At 65.1% G+C, this 20,277-nt stretch carries 16 protein-coding genes; 10 read left to right on the top strand and 6 right to left on the bottom strand.

Translation table 11 applies throughout. The features are described from left to right. Positions 1–16 precede the first annotated feature (16 nt). Both D8Z78_RS15640 and D8Z78_RS15635 read left to right on the top strand, forming a co-directional pair. On the top strand, positions 17–2,101 hold the full coding sequence (locus D8Z78_RS15640; RefSeq protein ID WP_121631839.1) for a dipeptide ABC transporter ATP-binding protein: 2,085 nt from the start codon (positions 17–19) through the stop codon (positions 2,099–2,101). Between the two features lie 64 nt (positions 2,102–2,165). Continuing rightward, complete coding sequence (locus D8Z78_RS15635; protein ID WP_121631838.1) at positions 2,166–3,560, top strand: hypothetical protein; 1,395 nt, start codon at positions 2,166–2,168, stop codon at positions 3,558–3,560. Here D8Z78_RS15635 and D8Z78_RS15630 read toward each other — a convergent pair. Together D8Z78_RS15630 and D8Z78_RS15625 are read right to left on the bottom strand one after the other, a co-directional pair. Then, positions 3,554–4,588: a hypothetical protein gene (locus D8Z78_RS15630; protein ID WP_128910801.1), complete on the bottom strand. Its 1,035-nt coding sequence runs from the start codon at positions 4,586–4,588 to the stop codon at positions 3,554–3,556. The genes D8Z78_RS15635 and D8Z78_RS15630 overlap by 7 nt on opposite strands. Before the next feature lie 99 nt (positions 4,589–4,687). Beyond that, complete coding sequence (locus tag D8Z78_RS15625; protein WP_121631836.1) at positions 4,688–5,296, bottom strand: lytic transglycosylase domain-containing protein; 609 nt, start codon at positions 5,294–5,296, stop codon at positions 4,688–4,690. 137 nt (positions 5,297–5,433) lie between these two features. Between D8Z78_RS15625 and ssb the strand changes: the two genes are divergently transcribed. Continuing rightward, positions 5,434–5,961: a single-stranded DNA-binding protein gene (ssb, locus tag D8Z78_RS15620; protein WP_121631835.1), complete on the top strand. Its 528-nt coding sequence runs from the start codon at positions 5,434–5,436 to the stop codon at positions 5,959–5,961. Between the two features lie 91 nt (positions 5,962–6,052). Beyond that, positions 6,053–7,114 (top strand): site-2 protease family protein, encoded by a 1,062-nt coding sequence (locus tag D8Z78_RS15615; RefSeq protein ID WP_121631834.1) that lies wholly within the window; start codon positions 6,053–6,055, stop codon positions 7,112–7,114. A 57-nt stretch (positions 7,115–7,171) separates the two neighbouring features. On the opposite strand, the gene aroB is transcribed toward D8Z78_RS15615, so the two are convergent. Both aroB and D8Z78_RS15605 read right to left on the bottom strand, forming a co-directional pair. Further along, complete coding sequence (gene aroB, locus D8Z78_RS15610) at positions 7,172–8,287, bottom strand: 3-dehydroquinate synthase (RefSeq protein WP_121631833.1); 1,116 nt, start codon at positions 8,285–8,287, stop codon at positions 7,172–7,174. Continuing rightward, positions 8,280–8,855, bottom strand: coding sequence for a shikimate kinase (locus D8Z78_RS15605; protein WP_121631832.1), 576 nt, complete (start codon positions 8,853–8,855; stop codon positions 8,280–8,282). Before D8Z78_RS15605 ends, aroB begins: the two co-directional genes overlap by 8 nt. A 96-nt stretch (positions 8,856–8,951) precedes the next feature. Here D8Z78_RS15605 and D8Z78_RS24675 point away from each other — a divergent pair, with 96 nt between their 5' ends. The 4 genes from D8Z78_RS24675 to D8Z78_RS15590 all read left to right on the top strand — a co-directional run bounded on the left by D8Z78_RS24675 (position 8,952) and on the right by D8Z78_RS15590 (position 13,090). Beyond that, positions 8,952–9,101: a hypothetical protein gene (locus D8Z78_RS24675; protein ID WP_164932985.1), complete on the top strand. Its 150-nt coding sequence runs from the start codon at positions 8,952–8,954 to the stop codon at positions 9,099–9,101. After that, the gene (locus tag D8Z78_RS15600) at positions 9,091–10,557 is read left to right on the top strand and encodes a hypothetical protein (protein ID WP_128910800.1); all 1,467 of its coding nucleotides are present in this window, start codon (positions 9,091–9,093) and stop codon (positions 10,555–10,557) included. Before D8Z78_RS24675 ends, D8Z78_RS15600 begins: the two co-directional genes overlap by 11 nt. Further along, positions 10,557–11,486, top strand: coding sequence for a tyrosine recombinase (locus D8Z78_RS15595; RefSeq protein WP_121631830.1), 930 nt, complete (start codon positions 10,557–10,559; stop codon positions 11,484–11,486). The genes D8Z78_RS15600 and D8Z78_RS15595 overlap by 1 nt, the downstream gene beginning before the upstream one ends. 299 nt (positions 11,487–11,785) lie before the next feature. Beyond that, entirely contained in the window at positions 11,786–13,090 is a 1,305-nt protein-coding gene (locus D8Z78_RS15590; RefSeq protein ID WP_121631829.1) for an HlyC/CorC family transporter, read from the top strand. Here the strand turns inward: D8Z78_RS15590 and D8Z78_RS15585 are convergent. Further along, a complete protein-coding gene (locus tag D8Z78_RS15585; RefSeq protein WP_121631828.1) occupies positions 13,087–14,169 on the bottom strand; it encodes a sensor histidine kinase in 1,083 nt (360 codons plus the stop codon). The genes D8Z78_RS15590 and D8Z78_RS15585 overlap by 4 nt on opposite strands. Before the next feature lie 222 nt (positions 14,170–14,391). Then, on the bottom strand, positions 14,392–16,812 hold the full coding sequence (locus D8Z78_RS15580; protein ID WP_121631827.1) for a GcvT family protein: 2,421 nt from the start codon (positions 16,810–16,812) through the stop codon (positions 14,392–14,394). Between the two features lie 165 nt (positions 16,813–16,977). On the opposite strand from D8Z78_RS15580, the gene D8Z78_RS15575 reads away from it, so the two are divergent. Together D8Z78_RS15575 and D8Z78_RS15570 are read left to right on the top strand one after the other, a co-directional pair. Further along, positions 16,978–19,383: a GcvT family protein gene (locus D8Z78_RS15575; RefSeq protein ID WP_121631826.1), complete on the top strand. Its 2,406-nt coding sequence runs from the start codon at positions 16,978–16,980 to the stop codon at positions 19,381–19,383. Positions 19,384–19,564: 181 nt separating this feature from the next. Further along, the gene (locus D8Z78_RS15570) at positions 19,565–20,179 is read left to right on the top strand and encodes a nucleotidyltransferase family protein (RefSeq protein ID WP_121631825.1); all 615 of its coding nucleotides are present in this window, start codon (positions 19,565–19,567) and stop codon (positions 20,177–20,179) included. Positions 20,180–20,277: the final 98 nt, after the last annotated feature.

Genomic DNA, 20,277 nt, shown 5'->3' with positions numbered 1-20,277 from the left:
GACAGGGAGACAAGACATGAAAGACGACTATCAGGGTCCGATCCTCGAAATCGACAAGCTCTCGATTTCCTTCTTCACCCGGCTGCGGGAAATCCCCGCCGTGATGGATTTTTCCGTGGCCGTGCAGCCGGGCGAGGCGGTCGGTCTGGTTGGCGAATCCGGGTGCGGCAAGTCCACCGTGGCGCTTGGCGTAATGCAGGATCTGGGCAAGAACGGCCGCATCGTCGGCGGCTCGATCAAGTTCAAGGGCCGCGATCTGGGCGCGATGAGCGCCGAGGAACTGCGCGACATCCGTGGCTCTGAAATCGCGATGATCTATCAGGAGCCGATGGCCTCGCTGAACCCAGCGATGAAGATCGGCCGCCAGTTGATGGAAGTGCCGATGATCCACAAGGGATCATCCGAGAAAGAGGCCTATGACCGCGCGTTGCAGGTGGTCACGGATGTGAAACTGCCCGACCCGAAACGGATTTTGGACAGCTATCCGCACCAGCTTTCGGGGGGCCAGCAGCAGCGCATCGTCATCGCCATGGCGCTGATGGCCGAGCCGTCGCTGTTGATCCTTGACGAACCGACCACCGCGCTGGACGTGACGGTGGAGGCCGCCGTGGTGGAGCTGGTCAAGGAGTTGGGCAAGAAATACGGCACCTCGATGCTGTTCATCTCTCACAACCTTGGTCTGGTGCTGGAAACCTGCGACCGGATCTGCGTGATGTATTCCGGCGAGGCAGTGGAACGTGGCTCCATCGAGGATGTGTTCGACGAGATGCAGCACCCCTATACGCAGGCGCTGTTCCGCTCGATCCCCCTGCCCGGCGCGGACAAGAACGCGCGCCCGCTGGTGGCGATCCCCGGCAACTTCCCGCTGCCGCATGAACGGCCCAATGGCTGCAACTTTGGCCCGCGCTGCGACTATTTCGAGGCCGGGCGATGCGATGCGCAGGACATTCCCATGTCCGACGTGCCCGGCAATGACCGCCACGCCACGCGCTGCCTGCGCTTTCAGGAGATCGACTGGAACGCGCCGCCCACCAATGCGAGCGTCAAGCAGAAGGCCGAGCCGGGCCAAGTCGTGCTGAAGATGGAGAACCTCAAGAAATACTACGAGGTCGCCGCCAACGCGCTGTTCGGCAAGTCGGGCGAGACCAAGGTGGTCAAGGCGAACGAGACCCTCACCTTCGAGGCGCGCGAGAGCGAAACACTGGCCATCGTGGGCGAATCCGGCTGCGGCAAGTCGACCTTTGCCAAGGTGCTGATGGGGCTGGAAACCGCGACCGACGGGCAGATCCTGCTGGACAACAAGAACATCGAAAGCACGCCCATCGAAAAGCGCGACACCAAAACGATCGCCGATGTGCAGATGGTCTTCCAGAACCCGTTCGACACGCTGAACCCGTCGATGACCGTCGGGCGGCAGATCATCCGCGCGCTGGAAATCTTTGGCGAGGGCAAGGATGACGGCGAGCGGCGCGAACGGATGCTGCGCCTGCTGGATCTGGTCAAGCTGCCCCGCGCGTTTGCAGACCGCATGCCGCGCCAGCTGTCCGGCGGGCAGAAGCAACGGGTCGGCATCGCCCGCGCCTTTGCTGGCGGCGCGCGGATCGTGGTGGCGGACGAGCCCGTCTCGGCGCTGGATGTCAGCGTGCAGGCCGCCGTCACCGACCTGCTGATGGAAATCCAGCGCGAGCAGAAGACCACCCTGCTGTTCATCAGTCATGACCTGTCCATCGTGCGTTACCTGTCGGATCGCGTCATGGTCATGTATCTGGGTCACGTGGTGGAACTGGGCACGACCGATCAGGTCTTTGCCCCGCCCTACCACCCCTATACCGAGGCGCTGCTATCAGCGGTGCCCATCGCCGACACTAAGGTCCAAAAAAAGCATATCGTGCTCGAAGGCGATATCCCCTCGGCCATGAACCCACCGCCCGGCTGCCCCTTCCAGACGCGCTGCCGGTGGAAGGACAAGGTGCCGGGGGGCCTGTGCGAAAAAGAAGTGCCGCCGGTTCGGACGATGGCCGATGGGCACCAGATCAAGTGCCACCTGTCGGCCGAAGAGTTCGACAATATGGAGCCGGTGATCAAGACCGCCGCCGAATAGGCCAGACGCCCGGGGACAGCCCCGGGCGCTTTTGCTATGCTGACCTTTTCAGGGGGATTTCGGCATGCGGGTTTTCTGGGCTGTGATATGGGTGCTTTGCGCGGGGGCCGCGCAGGCGGTCGAGATCGGACCGGGCAAACCGGGCCTGTGTCTGTATACCCTGTCGGGCCAGATCATGCCCGGCGATGCGGACAAGCTGCGCGCCCTGCCCATAGACCGCCCCGTGACCTGGCCCGATATCGAGGATGGCCGCTGGGCGGCGATCTGTCTGGACAGTCCCGGTGGCAGCCTGTCCGCCGGGTTGGAACTGGCCAGCTATGTGCTGGAGCGCGGCCTTGGCACGGTGGTCGATGATGGCGCGCAGTGCCTTTCGGCCTGCGCGCTCGTCTTCATGTTCGGGACGGCCTACCAGCTCGAAAGCAATGCGCTGATCCACCGCCGCCTGCATGTGGGGGGGCGATTGGGGTTTCACCAACCGGACCTGACGCTTGACCGCTCGCGCGCCTATTCCGTCGATGATGTCGCCGCTGCCTTCGATCTGGCGATCACCGCGACGCTGGAATTTCTGGCCCTCGCGGCCCGGCCCCGCCCGGACACGCCGCGCCCCTTTGTCGATGCCGACCTGCTTGAGGCAATGTTGCAGCACAAGGGGCAGGACTTCTTTGAAATCGATACGGTGAACAAGGCCGGGCGCTGGGGGATCGACCTGATCGGCTGGCAAGAGCCGGAGTTTACCGAAGAAGGCTTCTTCAACGCCTGCCAGAACATGACGTCGTGGAACACGCAATTGGCCACCGACCAGATCCCCTATGCGAACATGGGCTTTGACGCGTCCATTGACCGCCGGGATGGGGATGAAGGATTTGTCGACGGGCGGCGCTATCGGCTGAGTTTTGCGGGGATGCAGACCTATGATTGCGAGGCCGGGATCATCCGTCGCTGGAACGGCGAGACCACCCCGGCGCTGTGCGGCTATCGCGAGAACCTGTCCAGCCAGGTCGGGCCGGATTCGTGCCTGTATGACGGCCCGCCCGACCGGTGGATACCGATCCCCGGTGCCGCACTGTTGCCCGCGTCGACCCGCCTGTCCGATTTGCGCCGGGCGCGCGGCGTGGCCTCTCCGGTTGCCGCAGGGCCGACACCGTGCAAGTCCGTCACAGGACAGGCCCGGGTGGTCAATGTCCAAAGCTTTACCTCGCTGCGGCAGGTGAACGACACCAATGCCGACCGGATCGACCAGTTGCCGCTGGGCAGCCGCTACCGTGTGGGGGCGCCCGAGGGCAACTGGCGCCTGCCGCAGCATCAGGCCTGTACCGCGTTGTGTCAGGCCGCTGAAACCGGCCAACCTTACAGCCAGAGCGCGCTGGACGCCTGTATCGACGTGAATTGGCTATGGTTCCGGATCACCGGCCCATCGGGCCAGACCGGCTATGCCAGCGCCAAGTATCTCGATTATTGAGCGGGCGCCTCGCCGGGCTTGGGATCGTCCTGCTCGATCTCGATGTCGACGATCTCCGCCTCGAAGTCGAGTTCTTCGAGGATTTCGACCGGCGCCTTGGCCGAGCCACGGGACTTGCGGATCGGATAGGGCGATATCTTTGACAGGCGCAGCATGGCTTTCTGGGCCGCGAGGCCGAGATGCGTTTCGAACCGAAAATCCGCGACTTCGCCATGGTTCCGGGACAGGACGGCAGTCATGTCCATGTCGTCGACCAACAGCGACACGCGCGTCTCGTCCTGGTCTTCCAGCATCAGGTCGAGATCGAGCGCGCTGTCCGGTTGGAACCGGAAGCCGCCGCGACCCAGCGTGATGACCGCACCATGCACGTCGACCTTGCCGCGCTTGAGCGAGGCCGGGATGCGGCAGGCCTTGCGGTTATAGACCAGCGCCATGATCCAACGGACGAGAAAATCGATGGCGAAGAGCGAGCCGACCACTGCCAGAACCGAGCCGACCAGCAACCCGAGCGAAAGCGGGCGGTTCTGTTCCAGCGTCTTTTCGATCTTGCCCCAATCCAGCGGCTTTTCCTTGTCGCGGTTCAGAACACCGCCCTCACGCGCCTGTTGATCCGGCTGGTAGCCGGTGTCGGTCGCCTCTTGGCAGGCGATGACGCTTTCGCTTTCAAGGTTGCGTAGAAGGCGGGCCACGTACCATCCCTTGACCTCGCCCGACCCGGTGGCCAACTTGTTCGCCTCGGTCACGAGGGCAAGCATCGTCGGCACGAGGCTGACCAGCCCGTTTTCCTCCAGCGTGCGGACCATGGCCCGTTCCGATACGCCATCGAGCACCTCGGACAGGCGCTGTGCCTCGGACGCGGACAGCGGCTTGCCGCTGGTGCCCGGCGCGATGTGGCGCGCCAGTTGCAGCAATTCGCTGGGAATCTGGCAGGCCCCGGCGGAGGCCCGCACGACATGCGCCGAAACCGCAAGCATCATCAGACAGATGACCAGCAACCGTCCCGCTTTGGCGATGGCAAGATCGCGCATCAAAGGCACCCCGAGGTCCGAATTCCCACGAGGGTTACCCTGTCATCAAAGCCATAAGCTTGTCTTAAGACCGGTCGCGGCGCAGCGTTACAATTTGACTCAGCTGCCCCAGATGACCTTCACGTAGTTGCGCGTCTCGCGGTAAGGCGGCACGCCGCCATGTTTCTCGACCGCGCCGGGACCGGCATTGTAGGCCGCCAGCGCCAGCTTCCACGAACCGAACTTGCGATACTGCGCCTTCAGGTAGCGCGCCCCGCCCTCGAGGTTTTCGCGCGGGTCATGCGGATCGACGCCAAGCGCACGGGCGGTGGCCGGCATCAGCTGTGCGAGGCCGATGGCCCCCTTGTGCGACAAGGCCTTGGGATTGAAGCGGCTTTCCTGATTGACCAGCCGCAGAAAAAGATCCTCCGGGATGCCGTGCTTGCGCGCCGCGCTGCGCGCCATCTCGGCATAGGGGCCTTTGTAGTGTCCGCGATAGACCGGCACCGTGCCATCGTCACCGGTGCCCCACTTGGTCGGCGTGATGACCTTGGCGGGCTGAAGTCGGACGGAATTGTTGTACTGCTCTGCCGCGCGGCCATCGAGCACCTTGGTCTGGCTGCCGAACAGGACCTTGCGCTTGCTCGATCCGAACAGCTCTGCCGTGGCGCCATTGGCCAACAGACACAGGCCCACCACACAGGCCACACTCAGACGCGTCCCTCGCATCACGTCACCACCCCTTGTTTCATTGCGCGGCACTGTAGCCGACAGAAGGCAGATTCGGGAACCCCCGCCCTACCCGCGCGGATCGGCGTGGTATAGGGTCGGCCAAACATCGCCGAAGAGATTCGAGAGGAAAGAGAATGGCCGGTTCCGTGAACAAGGTGATCATCGTGGGCAATCTGGGGCGTGACCCCGAAGTGCGCACCTTCCAGAACGGGGGCAAGGTGTGCAACCTGCGCATCGCCACCTCCGAAAACTGGAAAGACCGCAACACTGGCGAGCGCCGCGAGCGGACGGAGTGGCACTCGGTCGCGATCTTTTCCGAGCCTCTGGCGCGGATCGCCGAACAGTACCTGCGCAAGGGCTCGAAGGTCTATATCGAAGGCCAGTTGGAAACCCGCAAATGGCAGGATCAGAACGGGCAGGACCGGTACTCCACCGAGGTGGTGCTGCGTCCCTATCGCGGTGAACTGACGCTTCTGGACGGTCGCGGTGAAGGCGGCGGCGGTCAGGGTGGCGGCTCTGGCGGCGGTTACGGTGGCGGCGGCGGCGGTGGTTATGACGACCGTGGCGGCTATGACGAGGGCGGCTATGGCGGCGGATCGGGCGGTGGTTCGGGCCCGTCGCGCGCGCCCTCGCGCGATATCGACGACGAGATCCCGTTCTAAGCCGGCGGGACAAGGTTCAGGGCGGGGACATCCCCGCCCTTTTTCGTGGTAGGCCCCGGACCTATGTAAAAGGCGACAGACGGAGTAACGCATGTCCTGGTCTTTCCCCATCGGTCGCCTGCTTGGCTCGGAATTGCGCGTGCATGCCACGTTCTTTCTGCTGCTGGCCTGGATCGCCGCTAGCGCCTGGTCTGCAGGCGGCGCAGCCGCTGCGGCCTCCAGCACGCTGTTCATCCTCGCGCTGTTCGCCTGCGTCGTGGCGCATGAATACGGGCATGCCCTGATGGGACGGCGCTTTGGCATCCGCACACCGGACATCACCCTGTTGCCCATCGGCGGCATGGCCCGGATGGAGCGCATGCCCGAGAAGCCCAGCCAAGAGATCGCCGTGGCGCTGGCCGGTCCTGCGGTGAACCTTGTGATCTACGCCATCCTCATGGGCCTTGGCGCGACCATCGACGCCGACACGCTGACCGACCCGACGACCACCCGCGACTTCATGGGGCGGCTGGCGGCGGTCAACCTGTTCCTCGCGCTCTTCAACCTGATCCCGGCCTTTCCCATGGATGGCGGGCGCGTGTTGCGCGCCGTGCTGGCCAGCCGCATGAACCGGGTGCAGGCCACGCGCATCGCCGCTGCCATCGGACAAGTTGCGGCCTTCCTGTTCGGACTGTGGGGGCTGACATCCGGCAACCTGATCCTGATCCTGATCGCGGTGTTCATCTTTCTCGCCGCGCAGGGCGAATCCAACGCGGTGGCCAGCCGCGACATTGCCCGCGACCTGCACCTGCGCGACGCGGTCATCACCGCCTATGAAAGCCTCGCGCCCGACGATCCGCTGCACGTGGCCGCCCAAACCCTGATCCGCACCACGCAACACGAATTCCCGGTTCTCGATACCGACGGGCGCCTTGCGGGGTTCCTGACGCGCCAAGCCCTGTTCAAGGCCATGGCCGAGGGGCTCAACACCCATCCCGTGGCCGAGATCATGGTCGACGTGCCGCAATTGCCGCTGGCCACGCCGCTGCAAGAGGTTCTGGATGCTTTGGACAATGCCCCCGCCATCGCCGCCATCGACCGGCACGGCGTCGTGCTGGGCTATACCACCCGCGAGAATGTCGGCGAATTGATGGTGCTGCGGGCGCGGGCGTAACCCTGTCCCGGGCGTGACCCGGGACCTCATGGCCGAACCCGAGGGCGAGGTCCCGGGTCAAGCCCGGGACGCGAGCTGCTCCTGCAACAAGTTCAGCACCGCATCACGCGGCACCTCCGAGGTGACGAAGCTATCACCGATCCCGCGCGCAAGGATAAAGCGCAGCTGGCCGTCGATCACCTTCTTGTCCTGTCCCATCAGGTCCAGCAGCGTCTCGGCGCCGGGCAGGTCACCGGCAATGTCGGCCAGATCGCATTTCATGCCCATCGCCTTCAGGTGGGCGCGGACGCGGCTCGGGTCCTCTTGCGGACACAGGCCCAGACGCGAGGACAGCTCGAAAGCCAAGGCACAGCCGATCGCCACGCCCTCGCCATGCAGCAGGCGGTCGCTGTAACCGGTCGCCTTTTCCAGCGCATGACAGAAGGTATGGCCAAGGTTCAACAGCGCGCGGTCGCCCTGCTCGGTCTCGTCCCTCAGGACGATCTCAGCCTTCATTTCCACCGACCGCTTCACCGCATAGGCCCGCGCGGCCTTGTCACCGCGGGCCGCCTGCGCGCCGTTGGCCTCAAGCCAGTCAAAGAACGCCGCATCGCCCAGCAGCCCGTATTTCACCACCTCGCCATAGCCGGCAAGGAAATCGCGTTCGGTCAGCGTGTCCAGAACGTCGATATCGGCCAGCACCATCGCGGGCTGGTGAAAGGCGCCGATCAGGTTCTTGCCCTGCGGCGCGTTGATCCCGGTCTTGCCACCAACCGAGCTGTCGACTTGCGCCAGAAGCGAGGTCGGCACCTGCACAAAGCGCACCCCGCGCCGCAGCACCGCCGCGGCGAAGCCCACCAGATCGCCGATCACCCCGCCGCCGAGCGCGATCACCACGTCACGGCGTTCCACCTTTTCCTCGAGCAGCCATTCGACACACCGCTCGAATTGCGGCCAGCCCTTGGTGGCCTCGCCCGGTGGCAGGCGCAGGGCGGAATGCGCAATCCCCTCGGCATCGAGCGCCGCCTCCAGCGTCGCCAGATGCGCCGCCGCCACGGTTTCGTCGCTGACGATGGCCACGCGCGGGCGTTTCAGCAAGGGCGCGATCTGTCCGCCCGCCGTGGCCAGCAGGCCGGCGCCGATGCGCACCTCGTATTCGCGGCCCGGCAGCGGAACTTCGACAATCTCAACCATCGGTCTTCTCCAAAACGTCGGGGCGCTGCTCCAGCAAGGCCTGCGCCACCTTGCGCCCCATGGCGTCCAGCGACAGGCCCGGCTCGGACACCACCTCGATATCGGCCTCGGCATAGGTCGGCACGCGCACATCGTACAGCGCCTTGAGCGTGCCATAGGGATCGGGTGTCTGCAGCAAGGGGCGCGTGTCCTTGTGGCGGACCCGTTCCCACAACAGGTCGAGATCGGCATTCAGCCAAACCGCCACCCCCTTGTCCGAGATCATCTTGCGGTTCTCCGCCGACATGAAGGCCCCGCCCCCCGTCGACAGCACGCCCGGCACCCCGTCCAGCAGGCGGTCGATGACCTGATGTTCCTTGCGGCGAAAGAACGGCTCGCCATCGCGCGAAAAGATCTCGGCAATGGTCATGTTGGCGGCTTCTTCGATCTCGTGATCCGAATCGCGAAACATCACGCCCAGCTGTGCCGCCAGCGTGCGCCCCACGGCGGTCTTGCCCGCGCCCATCATCCCGACAAAGACCACGGTCTTGTGCAGGATCAAACGGTTGTGAACCCCTGTATCGGCCATCCTTCGCCCATTGGTAATTTCTTGCGTGAATGACGTGATCTGAGCGAAAAGGCTAGGTATAAGTTCGAAAAAAGGACGAGGCAGGGAAGGCTATCCATGGGACGCATCATCAAGTGGCTGTTCTATCTGCTGGTGCTGGGCGGCATCGCGCTGGTGGCCTATGCCTATGTCGGGCCGTATTTCGGCGCCGATTTCAGCCCGCCGCAGACAGAGATACGCCAGCCGGTGGAATTGAATGGGAACTAGGGCGCGCAAGGCGGCGATGACGGCGGCGCTGGCACTGGCGCCGGTCTGGGCGCATGCACAGAACGCTCCGGTGGCGCAAAGCGCGCTACCGCCCTCGGTCGACGAGATGCCGCTGGACATGCCCTCGGCCGGGGCTGCCGGGCTCTTGACCCCGCGCATGACCGGGCTGCCGGTCGATTTGTGGCAGGCCTCGTCGCCGGACACGCTGGCGGACCTGATCGCCGCCGTTGAACTGCCGGTGCCCGCCGCGCGGGCGCTGATGCGCGTGTTGATGCTGACCGAGGCGCTGCCGCCCGACGGCACGCGCAACGGAATCGATCACCTGACCAACCGCATCGACTGGCTGACCGAACAGGGCGCCGTCGAAGAGGCTCTGGCCCTGCTCGACATCACCGGCACACAGGACCCGCGCCTGTTCGAACGCTGGGCCGATTTGAACCTGCTTCTGGGCCGGACCGAACCGGTCTGCCGTCTGCTGGCCGCGCAGCCGATGCTGAGCACTGACTTCGCCTTGCGCATCTTCTGCACGGCGCGCGGCGGCGACTGGGAACAGGCCGCGCTGCTGTTGCAGACCGGCGAGGCGCTCGGGCAGGTCTCGTCGCGGCAGGCCGAGTTGCTGTGGCATTTCCTCGATTCCGATCTCAGCGAGGCGTCTGCGCCGTTGACGCCCCCCGTGCGCCCGACCCCGCTGGAATTCCGCCTGTTCGAGGCGCTTGGCGAGCCACTGCCCACGGCCCCGCTGCCGCTGGAATTCTCGGTGCTCGACTTGGGCGGGGACACCGGCTGGCGTGCCCAGTTGGAAGCCGCCGAGCGGCTGGCCCGCGCGGGCAGTCTGCCAGCCAACCGGCTGTTGGGATTATACTCGCAGCGCCAGCCCGCCGCGTCGGGCGGGGTGTGGGACCGCGTGGCGGCGTTTCAGGACTTCGAAGAGGCGCTGGGGCGCGGCAATGGGGTGCTGTCCCAGCGGTTGCAGGCGCTCTGGCCACAAATGGCCAGCGCCCGCCTGCTGGTGCCCTTTGCCGAGCTGTATGCCGACACCCTGTCGCAATCCCGGCTGGAGGGGCGCGCCGCCCGCATCGCCACCCGCGCCGCGTTCTTGTCGGACCGCTACGAGGACCTCGCGCAAGGGGCGCGCGACCGCGATGCCGAAACCCGCTTTCTGACCGCCATCGCGCGCGGCGAGGCCCCGGAGGGCGCCACCGACCTGCCCCATTCAGAGGCCGTGGCAAGGGCCTTTTCCGGGGCGGCCATGCCCGACGTGTTGCGCGCTCAGCTTGACGAGCGGCGCCTTGGCGAGGTCATCCTGCGCGCGCTCGGCCTGCTGGCCAGCGGCGCCGAGGGCAACGGGCAGGACCTGACCGATGCGCTGGCGACCCTGCGCGGCGTCGGGCTGGAGGATGCGGCACGCCGCGCGGCGCTGCAACTGATGATCCTCGATGCCGAGAGGGCCCTGTGATGCAGGTTTCGCGTTGGGTGCCGCTGTTTCTGGATGCCATCGCCGCCGAACGCGGCGCGGCGGCCAACACGCTGGCCGCCTATGCGCGTGACCTCGCCCATGTAGCGGATTGGCTGGGCGAGCGGGGCCGCGACTTCGGCGATGCCAGCCGCGACGATGTCGAGGCCTACCTGATCGATTGCGACCTTGCCGGACTCAGCCGCGCGACGCGGGCGCGGCGGCTGTCGGCGATCAAGCAACTCTACCGCTTTGCCTTCGAAGAGGGGCTGCGCGAAGACAACCCCGCCGTGCAGATTTCCGGCCCGGGCCGGGACAAGCGCCTGCCCAAGACGCTCTCGGTCGAAGAGGTCGACCGCCTGCTGGACGCGGGCGCAGCGCATGGCCGCACGCCTGCGGACCGGGCGCGCAACGCCTGCCTGATGCAGGTGCTTTACGCCACCGGCATGCGGGTCAGCGAATTGGTGTCGCTGCCGATCTCGGCGGCGCGGGGCGACCCGCGCATGCTGCTGGTCAAGGGCAAGGGCGGCAAGGAACGCATGGTGCCGCTGTCGCCCCCCGCCCGCACGGCCTTGGCCGCGTGGCTGGTGCTGCGCGATGACCAGCAGGAGACCGCCACCGCCAAGGGGCAGCCTGCCTCGACCTTCCTGTTTCCATCGCGTGGCAAGGCCGGGCACCTGACGCGGCACGCCTTTTACATGCTGATCAAGGACTTTGCCGTCGAGGCCGGCGTCCCGCCGGAAAAGGTCACCCCGCACACGCTGCGCCACGCCTTTGCCACGCATCTGCTGGCCAACGGGGCGGACCTGCGGTCGATCCAGACGCTCTTGGGCCATGCGGATGTGGCGACGACCGAGATCTATACCCATGTGCTGGATGAACGCCTACGCGATCTGGTGCTGGATCATCACCCGCTGGCGAAGGACGGCTAGGGTTTCGCCCCGGCTGCGCCGGGCCGACCCGCGCGCCGCTGCGCGGCGCGATGCAGGGGAGAAAAACCGGAGGGGGTGGTGCGCCCCGTCTTGCGGAGCACCAAGCCGAAAGGCTTCGCAGAAAATCGGTATTTTCGGCCAGAAGAAGACCGGGATTGCGCAGGGACGCGACGTCGGGCCGGTTCGAAGCGCGTTCGGCACCGAATATGCGAGCACGCGGGGGCCGTGCCCCTTGAAGGCGGCGGGCCCGCGCCCCATAACCGCTGTGACACAAACCCTGCCCCAGCCAAGAGGCCCGCATGCTCGACACCGCTTTCTGGATCACGTCTTCGTCCATTCTGGCGTTGATCCTGCTGTCCGCATTCTTCTCTGGTTCGGAGACCGCGCTGACCGCCGCGTCACGGGGCAAGCTGAAGGCTGCGCAGGACAGGGGATCGACCGGCGCGGAAAAGGCGCTGAAGATCACCGAGGACAACGAGCGGCTGATCGGCTCGGTGCTGCTGGGCAACAACCTTGTGAATATCTTGGCCACCTCGCTGGCGACGGCGCTGTTCACGCGGCTGTTCGGCGAGTCGGGCGTGGCCTTTGCGACGCTGTTCATGACGCTTCTGGTGCTGATCTTTGCCGAGGTGCTGCCCAAGACCTATGCGATCACCAATCCCGAAACCGCCGCCGCGCGGGTTGCAGTGCCGATTTCCGTTGTCGTGCGGGTCTTTGCCCCGGTTGTGTCTGCCGTCCGCCTGCTGGTGCGGGGCGTGCTGCGGATTTTCGGCGTGAAGACCGACCCTGACAGCCAGATCCTCGCCGTGCGCGAGGAGATTGCCGGTGCGCTGCAGCTGGGCCATTCCGAGGGCGTGGTCGAAAAGGAAGACCGTGACCGGATTCTGGGTGCGCTGGATCTTGGCGATCGGACGGTCGAGGAAATCATGCTGCACCGCTCGAATATCGAGATGATCAACGCGGATAGCAGCCCGCAGGAAATCCTTGAACAGTGTCTTGAAAGCAGCCACACCCGCCTGCCCGTCTATCGCGACGATCCCGAAAACATCATCGGTGTCGTCCACGCCAAGGACCTGTTGCGCGCCATGTACAAGCTGGTCGACGAGGACCAGCCGATGGCCAGCGTGATCAAGGACTTCAAGGTGACAGATATCGCGATGAAGCCCTACTTCATCCCCGATACCACCTCCTTGGACGACCAGATGCGCCAGTTCCTGCGCCGCCGGACGCATTTCGCGCTGGTGGTCGACGAATACGGCTCGCTCGAGGGGCTGATCACGCTGGAGGATATCCTCGAGGAGATCGTCGGCGAGATCACCGATGAATTCGACCCCGATGGCGACCATACGATCAAGATGGCCGAGGACGGCAATTACTGGATCGAAGGCGCCATGACGATCCGCGACTTCAACCGGGCGACCGACTGGACGCTGCCCGATGACGAGGCCAACACCGTGGCCGGTCTGGTCATCCACGAGGCGCAGATGATCCCGACGCCTGGGCAGGTCTTTTCCTTCCACGGGTTCCGGTTCGAGGTCATGGCCCGCGAAAACAACCGCGTGACCAAGCTGAAGGTGCGCCCGCTCGAAGCAGAGCCAGTCTAAGCTGGCAGGTGCAGGTGCAGGCCGTAGCCCGCACCGTCGCTTCCCATCGCGATCCGGGCGCCGAGCTGATCGGCGGCAGCCTCCATCAGGCGCAGACCTATTCCCGTTCCGGTTGTACCCTCGACCGTATGACCCCGGCCATTGTCGCGACAGGTCAGGGTCAATCCACTGGCGTCGCTCTGCAAGGTGACGAAGACCTCGCCCGATTGTCCCGGCGCGAAGGCATGCTTGAACGTGTTGGCCACGAATTCGCTTACGATGACCGCCACGGCCTGCGCCGCGTCCGTCGAGGCAAGCGCGGGCGCGAGGTCATAGCGCAGCCGCACCCCTTCGGGGGCCTGCTGTTCCAGCAGGGCGAGGATGCCCGCAAGGTAGCGGTCCAGATGCAGGTCATCGACAGTGTCCGATTGATACAGGGCGCGGTGCAGCTCCGAAACCGACCGAATGCGCCGTGCCACCGCATCCAGAATGGCGCGCGTCTGTTCGTCGGCGCTGCGGGTCTTGTAGAGCCTGAGCAGCGACTCGACGGTCTGGAGCGAGTTCTTGACCCGGTGGTCGATTTCCTTGCGCAGCACCTCCTCGGCGGCCAGCGCCCGTCTCAGGTCCAACTGCCGCATCACCTGCGCGGCCATGACCCGCAAGACCTCGTGCTGCACCGGGGTCAGTTCGCGCGGGCGGCGGTCAAGAACGCAAAGCGTGCCCAGCCGATGGCCGGACGGGGCGATCAGGGGCGCGCCCGCATAGAACCTCATATCCGCCAGTTCCCCGCAACACAGCGGGTTGTCGGCGGTGCGGATGTCCTCCAGCGTGTCGGGCACCACCATCAGGTCATCCGCAAGGATCGCATGGGCACAAATCGCCTGATTGAGGGGCGTTTCGGCGACTTCGAAGCCGAAGCGGGCCTTGAACCATTGCCGGTCCTCGTCGACGAGGCTGACCAGCGCAACCGGCACGTCCAGCAGCCGCGCAACGAGGTTCACCACATCATCGAAATCGGCCTCGGCGGCGGTGTCGAGCACACCGTAGGCGCGCAATTCCGATATCCGGGCCTCTTCCGTCGAAACCGTCTCAGCCTTCATCAATCGCCCTCTGAAAGATCAGGATCGCGAGGTTAAGAAGCACCGCCAGCAAGACAATCTCTGACGTAGCGTCATCCGCCCCGCACGCAGCGCAGCGGCTCCGTCCTGGCACCGTAGCGATCACGCCAAGGTTGCGCAATGCGTGCAAGGCTGCGTGGCACAACCAAAGCGACAAACCGGTCCCGCCACATGCCGTTTCCGCAGGGCGGGACCGCGTCAGCGTCAGGCACGCAGGCGTGCGCCCTCCGAATCGAAGGGCGGTTCTTTCAGGATGACCGCGCCATGGGGTCGGCCCAGCACCATGACCTCGACCCGGTCGCCGGGCTGCGCCGTTCCGGCCTTGACATAGCCCAGTGCGAGGCTTTGCCCGACACCGTAGCCGTAGCCGCCCGAGGACACGCGACCGATGCCCTTCCCGTCGACAAAGATCGGCTCGCCCCCCGTCGCATCCGCACCCGAGGCGGTCACCGCGTCCTCATCCAGCGCAAGGATCACCAGTTGCTCGCGCGCCGGTTTGTCGATCACCTTCAACAGCGCGTCCTTGTTGAGGAATTCCTTGTCCAGCTTGCACAGACGCTCCAGCCCGACCTCCTGCGGCCAGTATTCGGGGCTGTATTCACGGCTCCACGACCCGTAACCCTTTTCGATCCGCAGACACATCAGCGCGCGGCTGCCCACGGGGCCCGCATCGACGGTCTTGCCCGCCTCCAGCAGCGCCTCGTAGAGGCGCGGCTGATCCTCGGTGGCGCAATGCAGCTCCCATCCCAGATCGCCAGTGAAGGACACCCGCAGCGCAAGGCAACGCACCCCGGCCAATTCGATCCATTGCGAGGCCATGAAGGGGAAATCCGGCGTCGCCAGCGAGGTATTGGTCAGCCGTTGCAACATCTCGCGCGAGCGCGGCCCGGCGACGTTGAAGCCGCACATGGCTTCGGTCATCGAGGTGACCGTCGTGCCCTCGGGCAGCGGCACATCCTTGAAGAACCGCAGGTGATAGCGTTCCGCCATGCCCGAGCCGATGACCCAGAATTCATCCTCGGCCACGCGGGTCACGGTGAAGTCCCCCGCAATCCCGCCGCGCTTGCCGATCAGCGGGGTCAGGCAGGACCGCCCAACTTTGCGCGGCATCCGGTTCGCGAACAGCGCGTTCAGCCAATCCTCGGCCCCGGCGCCCGTCACGCGGTATTTGGCAAAGTTCGAGATGTCGATGATGCCCGCGTTGTCCCGCAGCATCCGCGCCTCGCGCCCGACCACATCGAACCAAGGCTGCCGGGTGAAGCCCGCGCTGTCCGGCGTGTCCGCGTCGAAATAGGCGGGGTGTTCCCAGCCATAGTTCAGGCCAAAGACCGCGCCCATGGCCTTCTGCACCTCATAGACCGGGCGCACCCGCGCCGGGCGGCCCGCTGCGCGTTCCTCGCCGGGGAAATGGATCTTGAACCGGTGGGCGTACTGGTCCTTGACCCGCGCCTTGGTGAAATCGACGCTCGCCCAAGACCCAAAGCGCGCCACGTCCCACGGGAACATGTCGTATTGCATCTCCCCCTCGACGATCCACTGCGCCGCCATCAGGCCCATGCCCCCCGATTGCGAGAAGCCGGGGATGATGCCGCCCGCCACGAAGTAGCCGGTCAGCTCAGGCACCGGGCCCAGCAGCACGTTGCTGTCCGGCGACCAGATCATCGGGCCGTTGATCACCCGCTTGATCCCCGCCGTCCCGATCAAGGGCACACGGTCGATGGCGCGCATCATGTTGTCCTCGATCCGGTCGAGATCGTCGGCGAACAACTCATGCGCAAAGTCCAGCGGCGTGCCGTTCTCGGCCCACAGCCGCACGTCCTTTTCGTAGGCGCCCACCAACAGGCCCTGCCCCTCTTGGCGCAGGTAGTATTCGCCATCGCGATCCGCGACAGAGGGCAGACGGCGATCCATCGCGGCGATCTCGGCAATCGTCTCGGTCACGAAATACTGATGCTCGGTCGGCTGCAAGGGCAGCTCGATCCCCGCCAGTTTCGCCACTTCACGCCCCCAAAGACCGGCGGCGTTGATCACCCACGGCGTGGCGATATCGCCCTTGGGCGTGCGCACGATCCACGTGCCGTCGGGCTGCTGTTCGGTCGCCGTCACGGGGGTAAAGCGATGGATCTCCGCCCCGCGCGCCCGTGCGCCCGCCGCATAAGCCGCCGTCACACCGCTCGGGTCGACGTTGCCACCATCCGGTTCATACATGATGCAGCGGATGCCGGTGAAATCGACCAGCGGGTGCAGGCGCTCTGCCTCATCCACGCCGATCTCGTGGAAGTTCATGCCATACAGCTTCGCCTTCGCCGCCTGAAGCCGCAGCTGATGCTCACGCGCCTCGGTCTGCGCCAGATACAACGACCCCGGCTGGAACACGCCGCAGCCCTGCCCGGTCTCGGCTTCCAACTCCTTGTAGAGGTTCATCGTATAGTGTTGCAGGCGCGAGATATTGGTGCTGTCATGCAGCCCGTGGATATTCGCCGCCGCGTGCCATGTGCTGCCCGAGGTCAATTCGTCCCGTTCCAGCAGGACCACCTCGGACCATCCGAGTTTCGCAAGGTGATACAGGATCGAACACCCGATCACCCCGCCGCCGATGACCACCGCCTGTGCATGTGTGCGCATGAGAATCTCCAACAAGTCGCTGCCCACCCTGCCCCGACAAGAGCGACCCAAATAGGCCAAATCCGACACACGCTGTCGCTGGTGGTCAAGTGATTTGCGCTTCTTCGCTTTTCAAATACTCGAAAGAAACGCCGCCACGCGCGCACGACCATCTGGGAGACCACCATGAAAACCACCACCCGCGTTGCCGTCATCGGAGGCGGCGTCGTAGGCGCTTCGGTCCTGTACCACCTGACGAAACTCGGCTGGTCGGACGTGATGCTGCTGGAACGGTCAGAGCTGACCAGCGGCTCGACATGGCACGCGGCGGGCGGCTTTCACACGCTGAACGGCGACACCAATATGGCCGCACTTCAGGGCTATACGATCCGGCTCTATAAGGAACTCGAAGAGATCACCGGGATGTCCTGCGGGCTGCACCATGTGGGCGGGATCACCCTTGCCGACAACCGCGAACGCTTCGACATGCTGCTCGCGGAACGCGCCAAGCACCGCTACATGGGGCTGGAAACCGAGATCGTCGGCCCGGAGGAGATCGCCAAACTCGCCCCCATCGTCAATCTCGATGGCGTCATCGGCGCGCTCTACGATCCGCTCGACGGGCATCTGGACCCCTCCGGCACCACCCACGCCTATGCCAAGGCGGCGCGCATGGGCGGCGCCGAGATTCACCTCCACACCAAGGTGATCGAGACCAACCAGCGCCCCGATGGCACGTGGGATGTGGTCACCGACAAGGGCACGATCCACACCGAACACGTGGTCAACGCAGGCGGCCTCTGGGCGCGCGAGGTCGGTGCCATGGCGGGCGTCTACCTGCCGCTCCACCCGATGGAGCACCAGTACCTCGTGACCGAGGAAACCCCCGAAATCTACGAACGCGACAGCGAGCACCCCCATGTCATGGACCCGGCGGGCGAAAGCTATTTGCGCCAAGAGGGGCGCGGGTTGTGCATCGGCTTCTACGAGCAGCCCTGCCGCCCTTGGGCCGTCGATGGCACGCCGTGGAATTTTGGCCACGAACTGCTGCCCGACGATTTCGACAAGATCGAGGACTCGATCGCCTTTGCCTTCAAACGCTTCCCCGTGCTGGAACGCGCCGGGGTGAAATCGGTGATCCACGGGCCGTTCACCTTTGCCCCCGATGGCAACCCGCTGGTCGGGCCGATCCCCGGCTTGCGCGGCTATTGGTCGGCCTGCGGCGTCATGGCGGGCTTTTCACAGGGCGGCGGCGTCGGCCTGATGCTGGCGCAATGGATGGTCGAGGGCGAGTGTGAACGCGACACGGCCGCCATGGACGTGGCCCGCTTTGGCGATTGGATCAGCCCCGGCTACACCCTTCCCAAGGTGATCGAGAACTACCAGACGCGGTTCAGCGTGTCCTACCCCAACGAGGAACTCCCCGCCGCGCGCCCCAATCGCACCACGCCGATGTATGACATCTTCGACGGGATGGGCGCGGTCTGGGGCCAGCAATACGGGCTGGAGGTGGTGAACTACTTCGCCGCCGAGGGCGAACCACGCTACGAGACCCCCTCCTTCCGGCGCAGCAACGCGTGGGACGCCACCGCCCGCGAAGTCCGCGCCGTGCGCGAGGGCGTCGGCATAAACGAGGTGCATAACTTCGGCAAATACGCCGTGACGGGCCGCAATGCGCGCGCATGGCTCGACCGGATCATGGCCGGGCGCATCCCCCAGCCCGGGCGCATGTCGCTGACCCCGATGCTGTCGGAAAAGGGCCGGATCATCGGCGATTTCACCGTCACCTGCCTGTCGGAGACCGAGTTCCGCCTGACCGCCAGCTACGGCGCGCAGGCCTATCACATGCGCTGGTTCCTGTCGCATCTGGACGATGGCGTGCAGGTCGAGAACCTCTCGGACCGGGTGAACGGCTTCCAGATCGCGGGGCCGAAGGCGCGCGAGGTCTTGGCCGCCGTGACCCGCGCCCCCACCGATCTGAACTTCATGGAGGCGCGCAAAATGGTCATCGGCATGACCGACTGCCTCGTGCAGCGCGTCAGCTATACCGGCGATCTGGGCTATGAAATCTACTGCGAACCCATGGCGCAGCGGCAGTTGTGGCAGACGCTTTGGACAGCCGGTCAGCCGTTTGGCATGAAACCTTTCGGCATGCGCGCGATGATGAGCCTGCGTCTGGACAAGTTCTTTGGCTCTTGGGCGCGCGAGTTCTCACCCGACTATACCCCCGCCGAGACCGGGCTGGACCGGTTCATCGCTTGGAAGAAAGACGTGGCGTTCATCGGGCGTACTGCCGCCGAGGCCGAGCGTGCCGTGCCGCCAGAACGAACGCTCGTGGCCTTTGCCGTCGATGCCGAGGATACGGATGTGAACGCTTACGAACCTGTCTGGATCGACGGCACGGTTCAGGGCTTCTGCACGTCGGGTGGCTATGCGCATCACTCGGGGCTGTCCATCGCGCTGGCGCTCATCCCGCGCGACCGTGCGCAGCCCGGATTGACCGCGGAAATCGAGATCTTGGGCGAGCGGCGCCCGGCCCGCCTTCTGGACCAGCCACCGTTTGATTCGGACGGAGCCCGTATGCGTGGCTGATAATTGCGCTGCGCTTGCAGAATATTAATGAATATTACGTTCGCACGTGCAAAATTTAAACTTTGCACGTGCAGAAATCGACGCCAAGTCACGTCACATGGTAAAATGAAAACGGTTTCAGTGACACAAAGCCGGGCAAAAATTTCACGCATGTCAGCCTGTCATTTGTTATAGTTAGGGCATGCAAGACATCGCCATTCTCATCCCCGCCGCTGGTGCGTCCTCTCGGATGCGCGGCCGTGACAAGCTGATCGAGGAGGTCGACGGCCTCCCCCTGCTGCGCCGACAGGCGAAGCGGGCCATCTTTACCGGGGCGCATGTGACAGTGACGGTCCCCGATCACGACCACCCAAGGGCCAAGGCCCTCGCCGGTCTGCCGGTGCAACTGGTTGCGGTGCCCGATGCCGATCTGGGCATGTCCGCGTCTTTGAGGCGGGGCGTCAGCTTTCTGCCCGACGGCATGAAGGCGCTGATGATCCTGCCGGGCGACATGCCCGATCTGGGGACCACGGACATCCTGACCATGGTCGAACATTTCCGCGCCACGCCCTTCCCCATGGTCTACCAAGCCACTAGCGCCGACGGCCGCCCCGGCCACCCGGTTCTGTTCCCGGCGGAGTGCTTTCCGGCCTTGGCGCAAGTCGACGGCGACCAAGGCGCGCGCAAGGTGCTGGAGGCCTACAAACACCGCCTGCGCCGCGTCGCCCTACCCGGCGAACGCGCCCTGACCGATCTGGACACGCCCGAAGCGTGGGACGCATGGCGCGCAAATCAGGACGGCAAGATCCCGGCGTGAAAGCGCCGGGGTTTTAGAAGGCCCTGTGTTTGGCAGAAATTGGCAACTTCCACTCTCTGCCCCCAATCAATGTCTGGTTTGCCTCCTGCTGTCAGCAA

It is taken from the genome of Tropicibacter alexandrii (assembly GCF_003667315.2).
Lineage (GTDB): Bacteria > Pseudomonadota > Alphaproteobacteria > Rhodobacterales > Rhodobacteraceae > Tropicibacter > Tropicibacter alexandrii.
The sequence above is the reverse complement of the archived record's forward strand: the minus strand, read 5'-3'. Positions and strand labels throughout refer to the sequence as shown.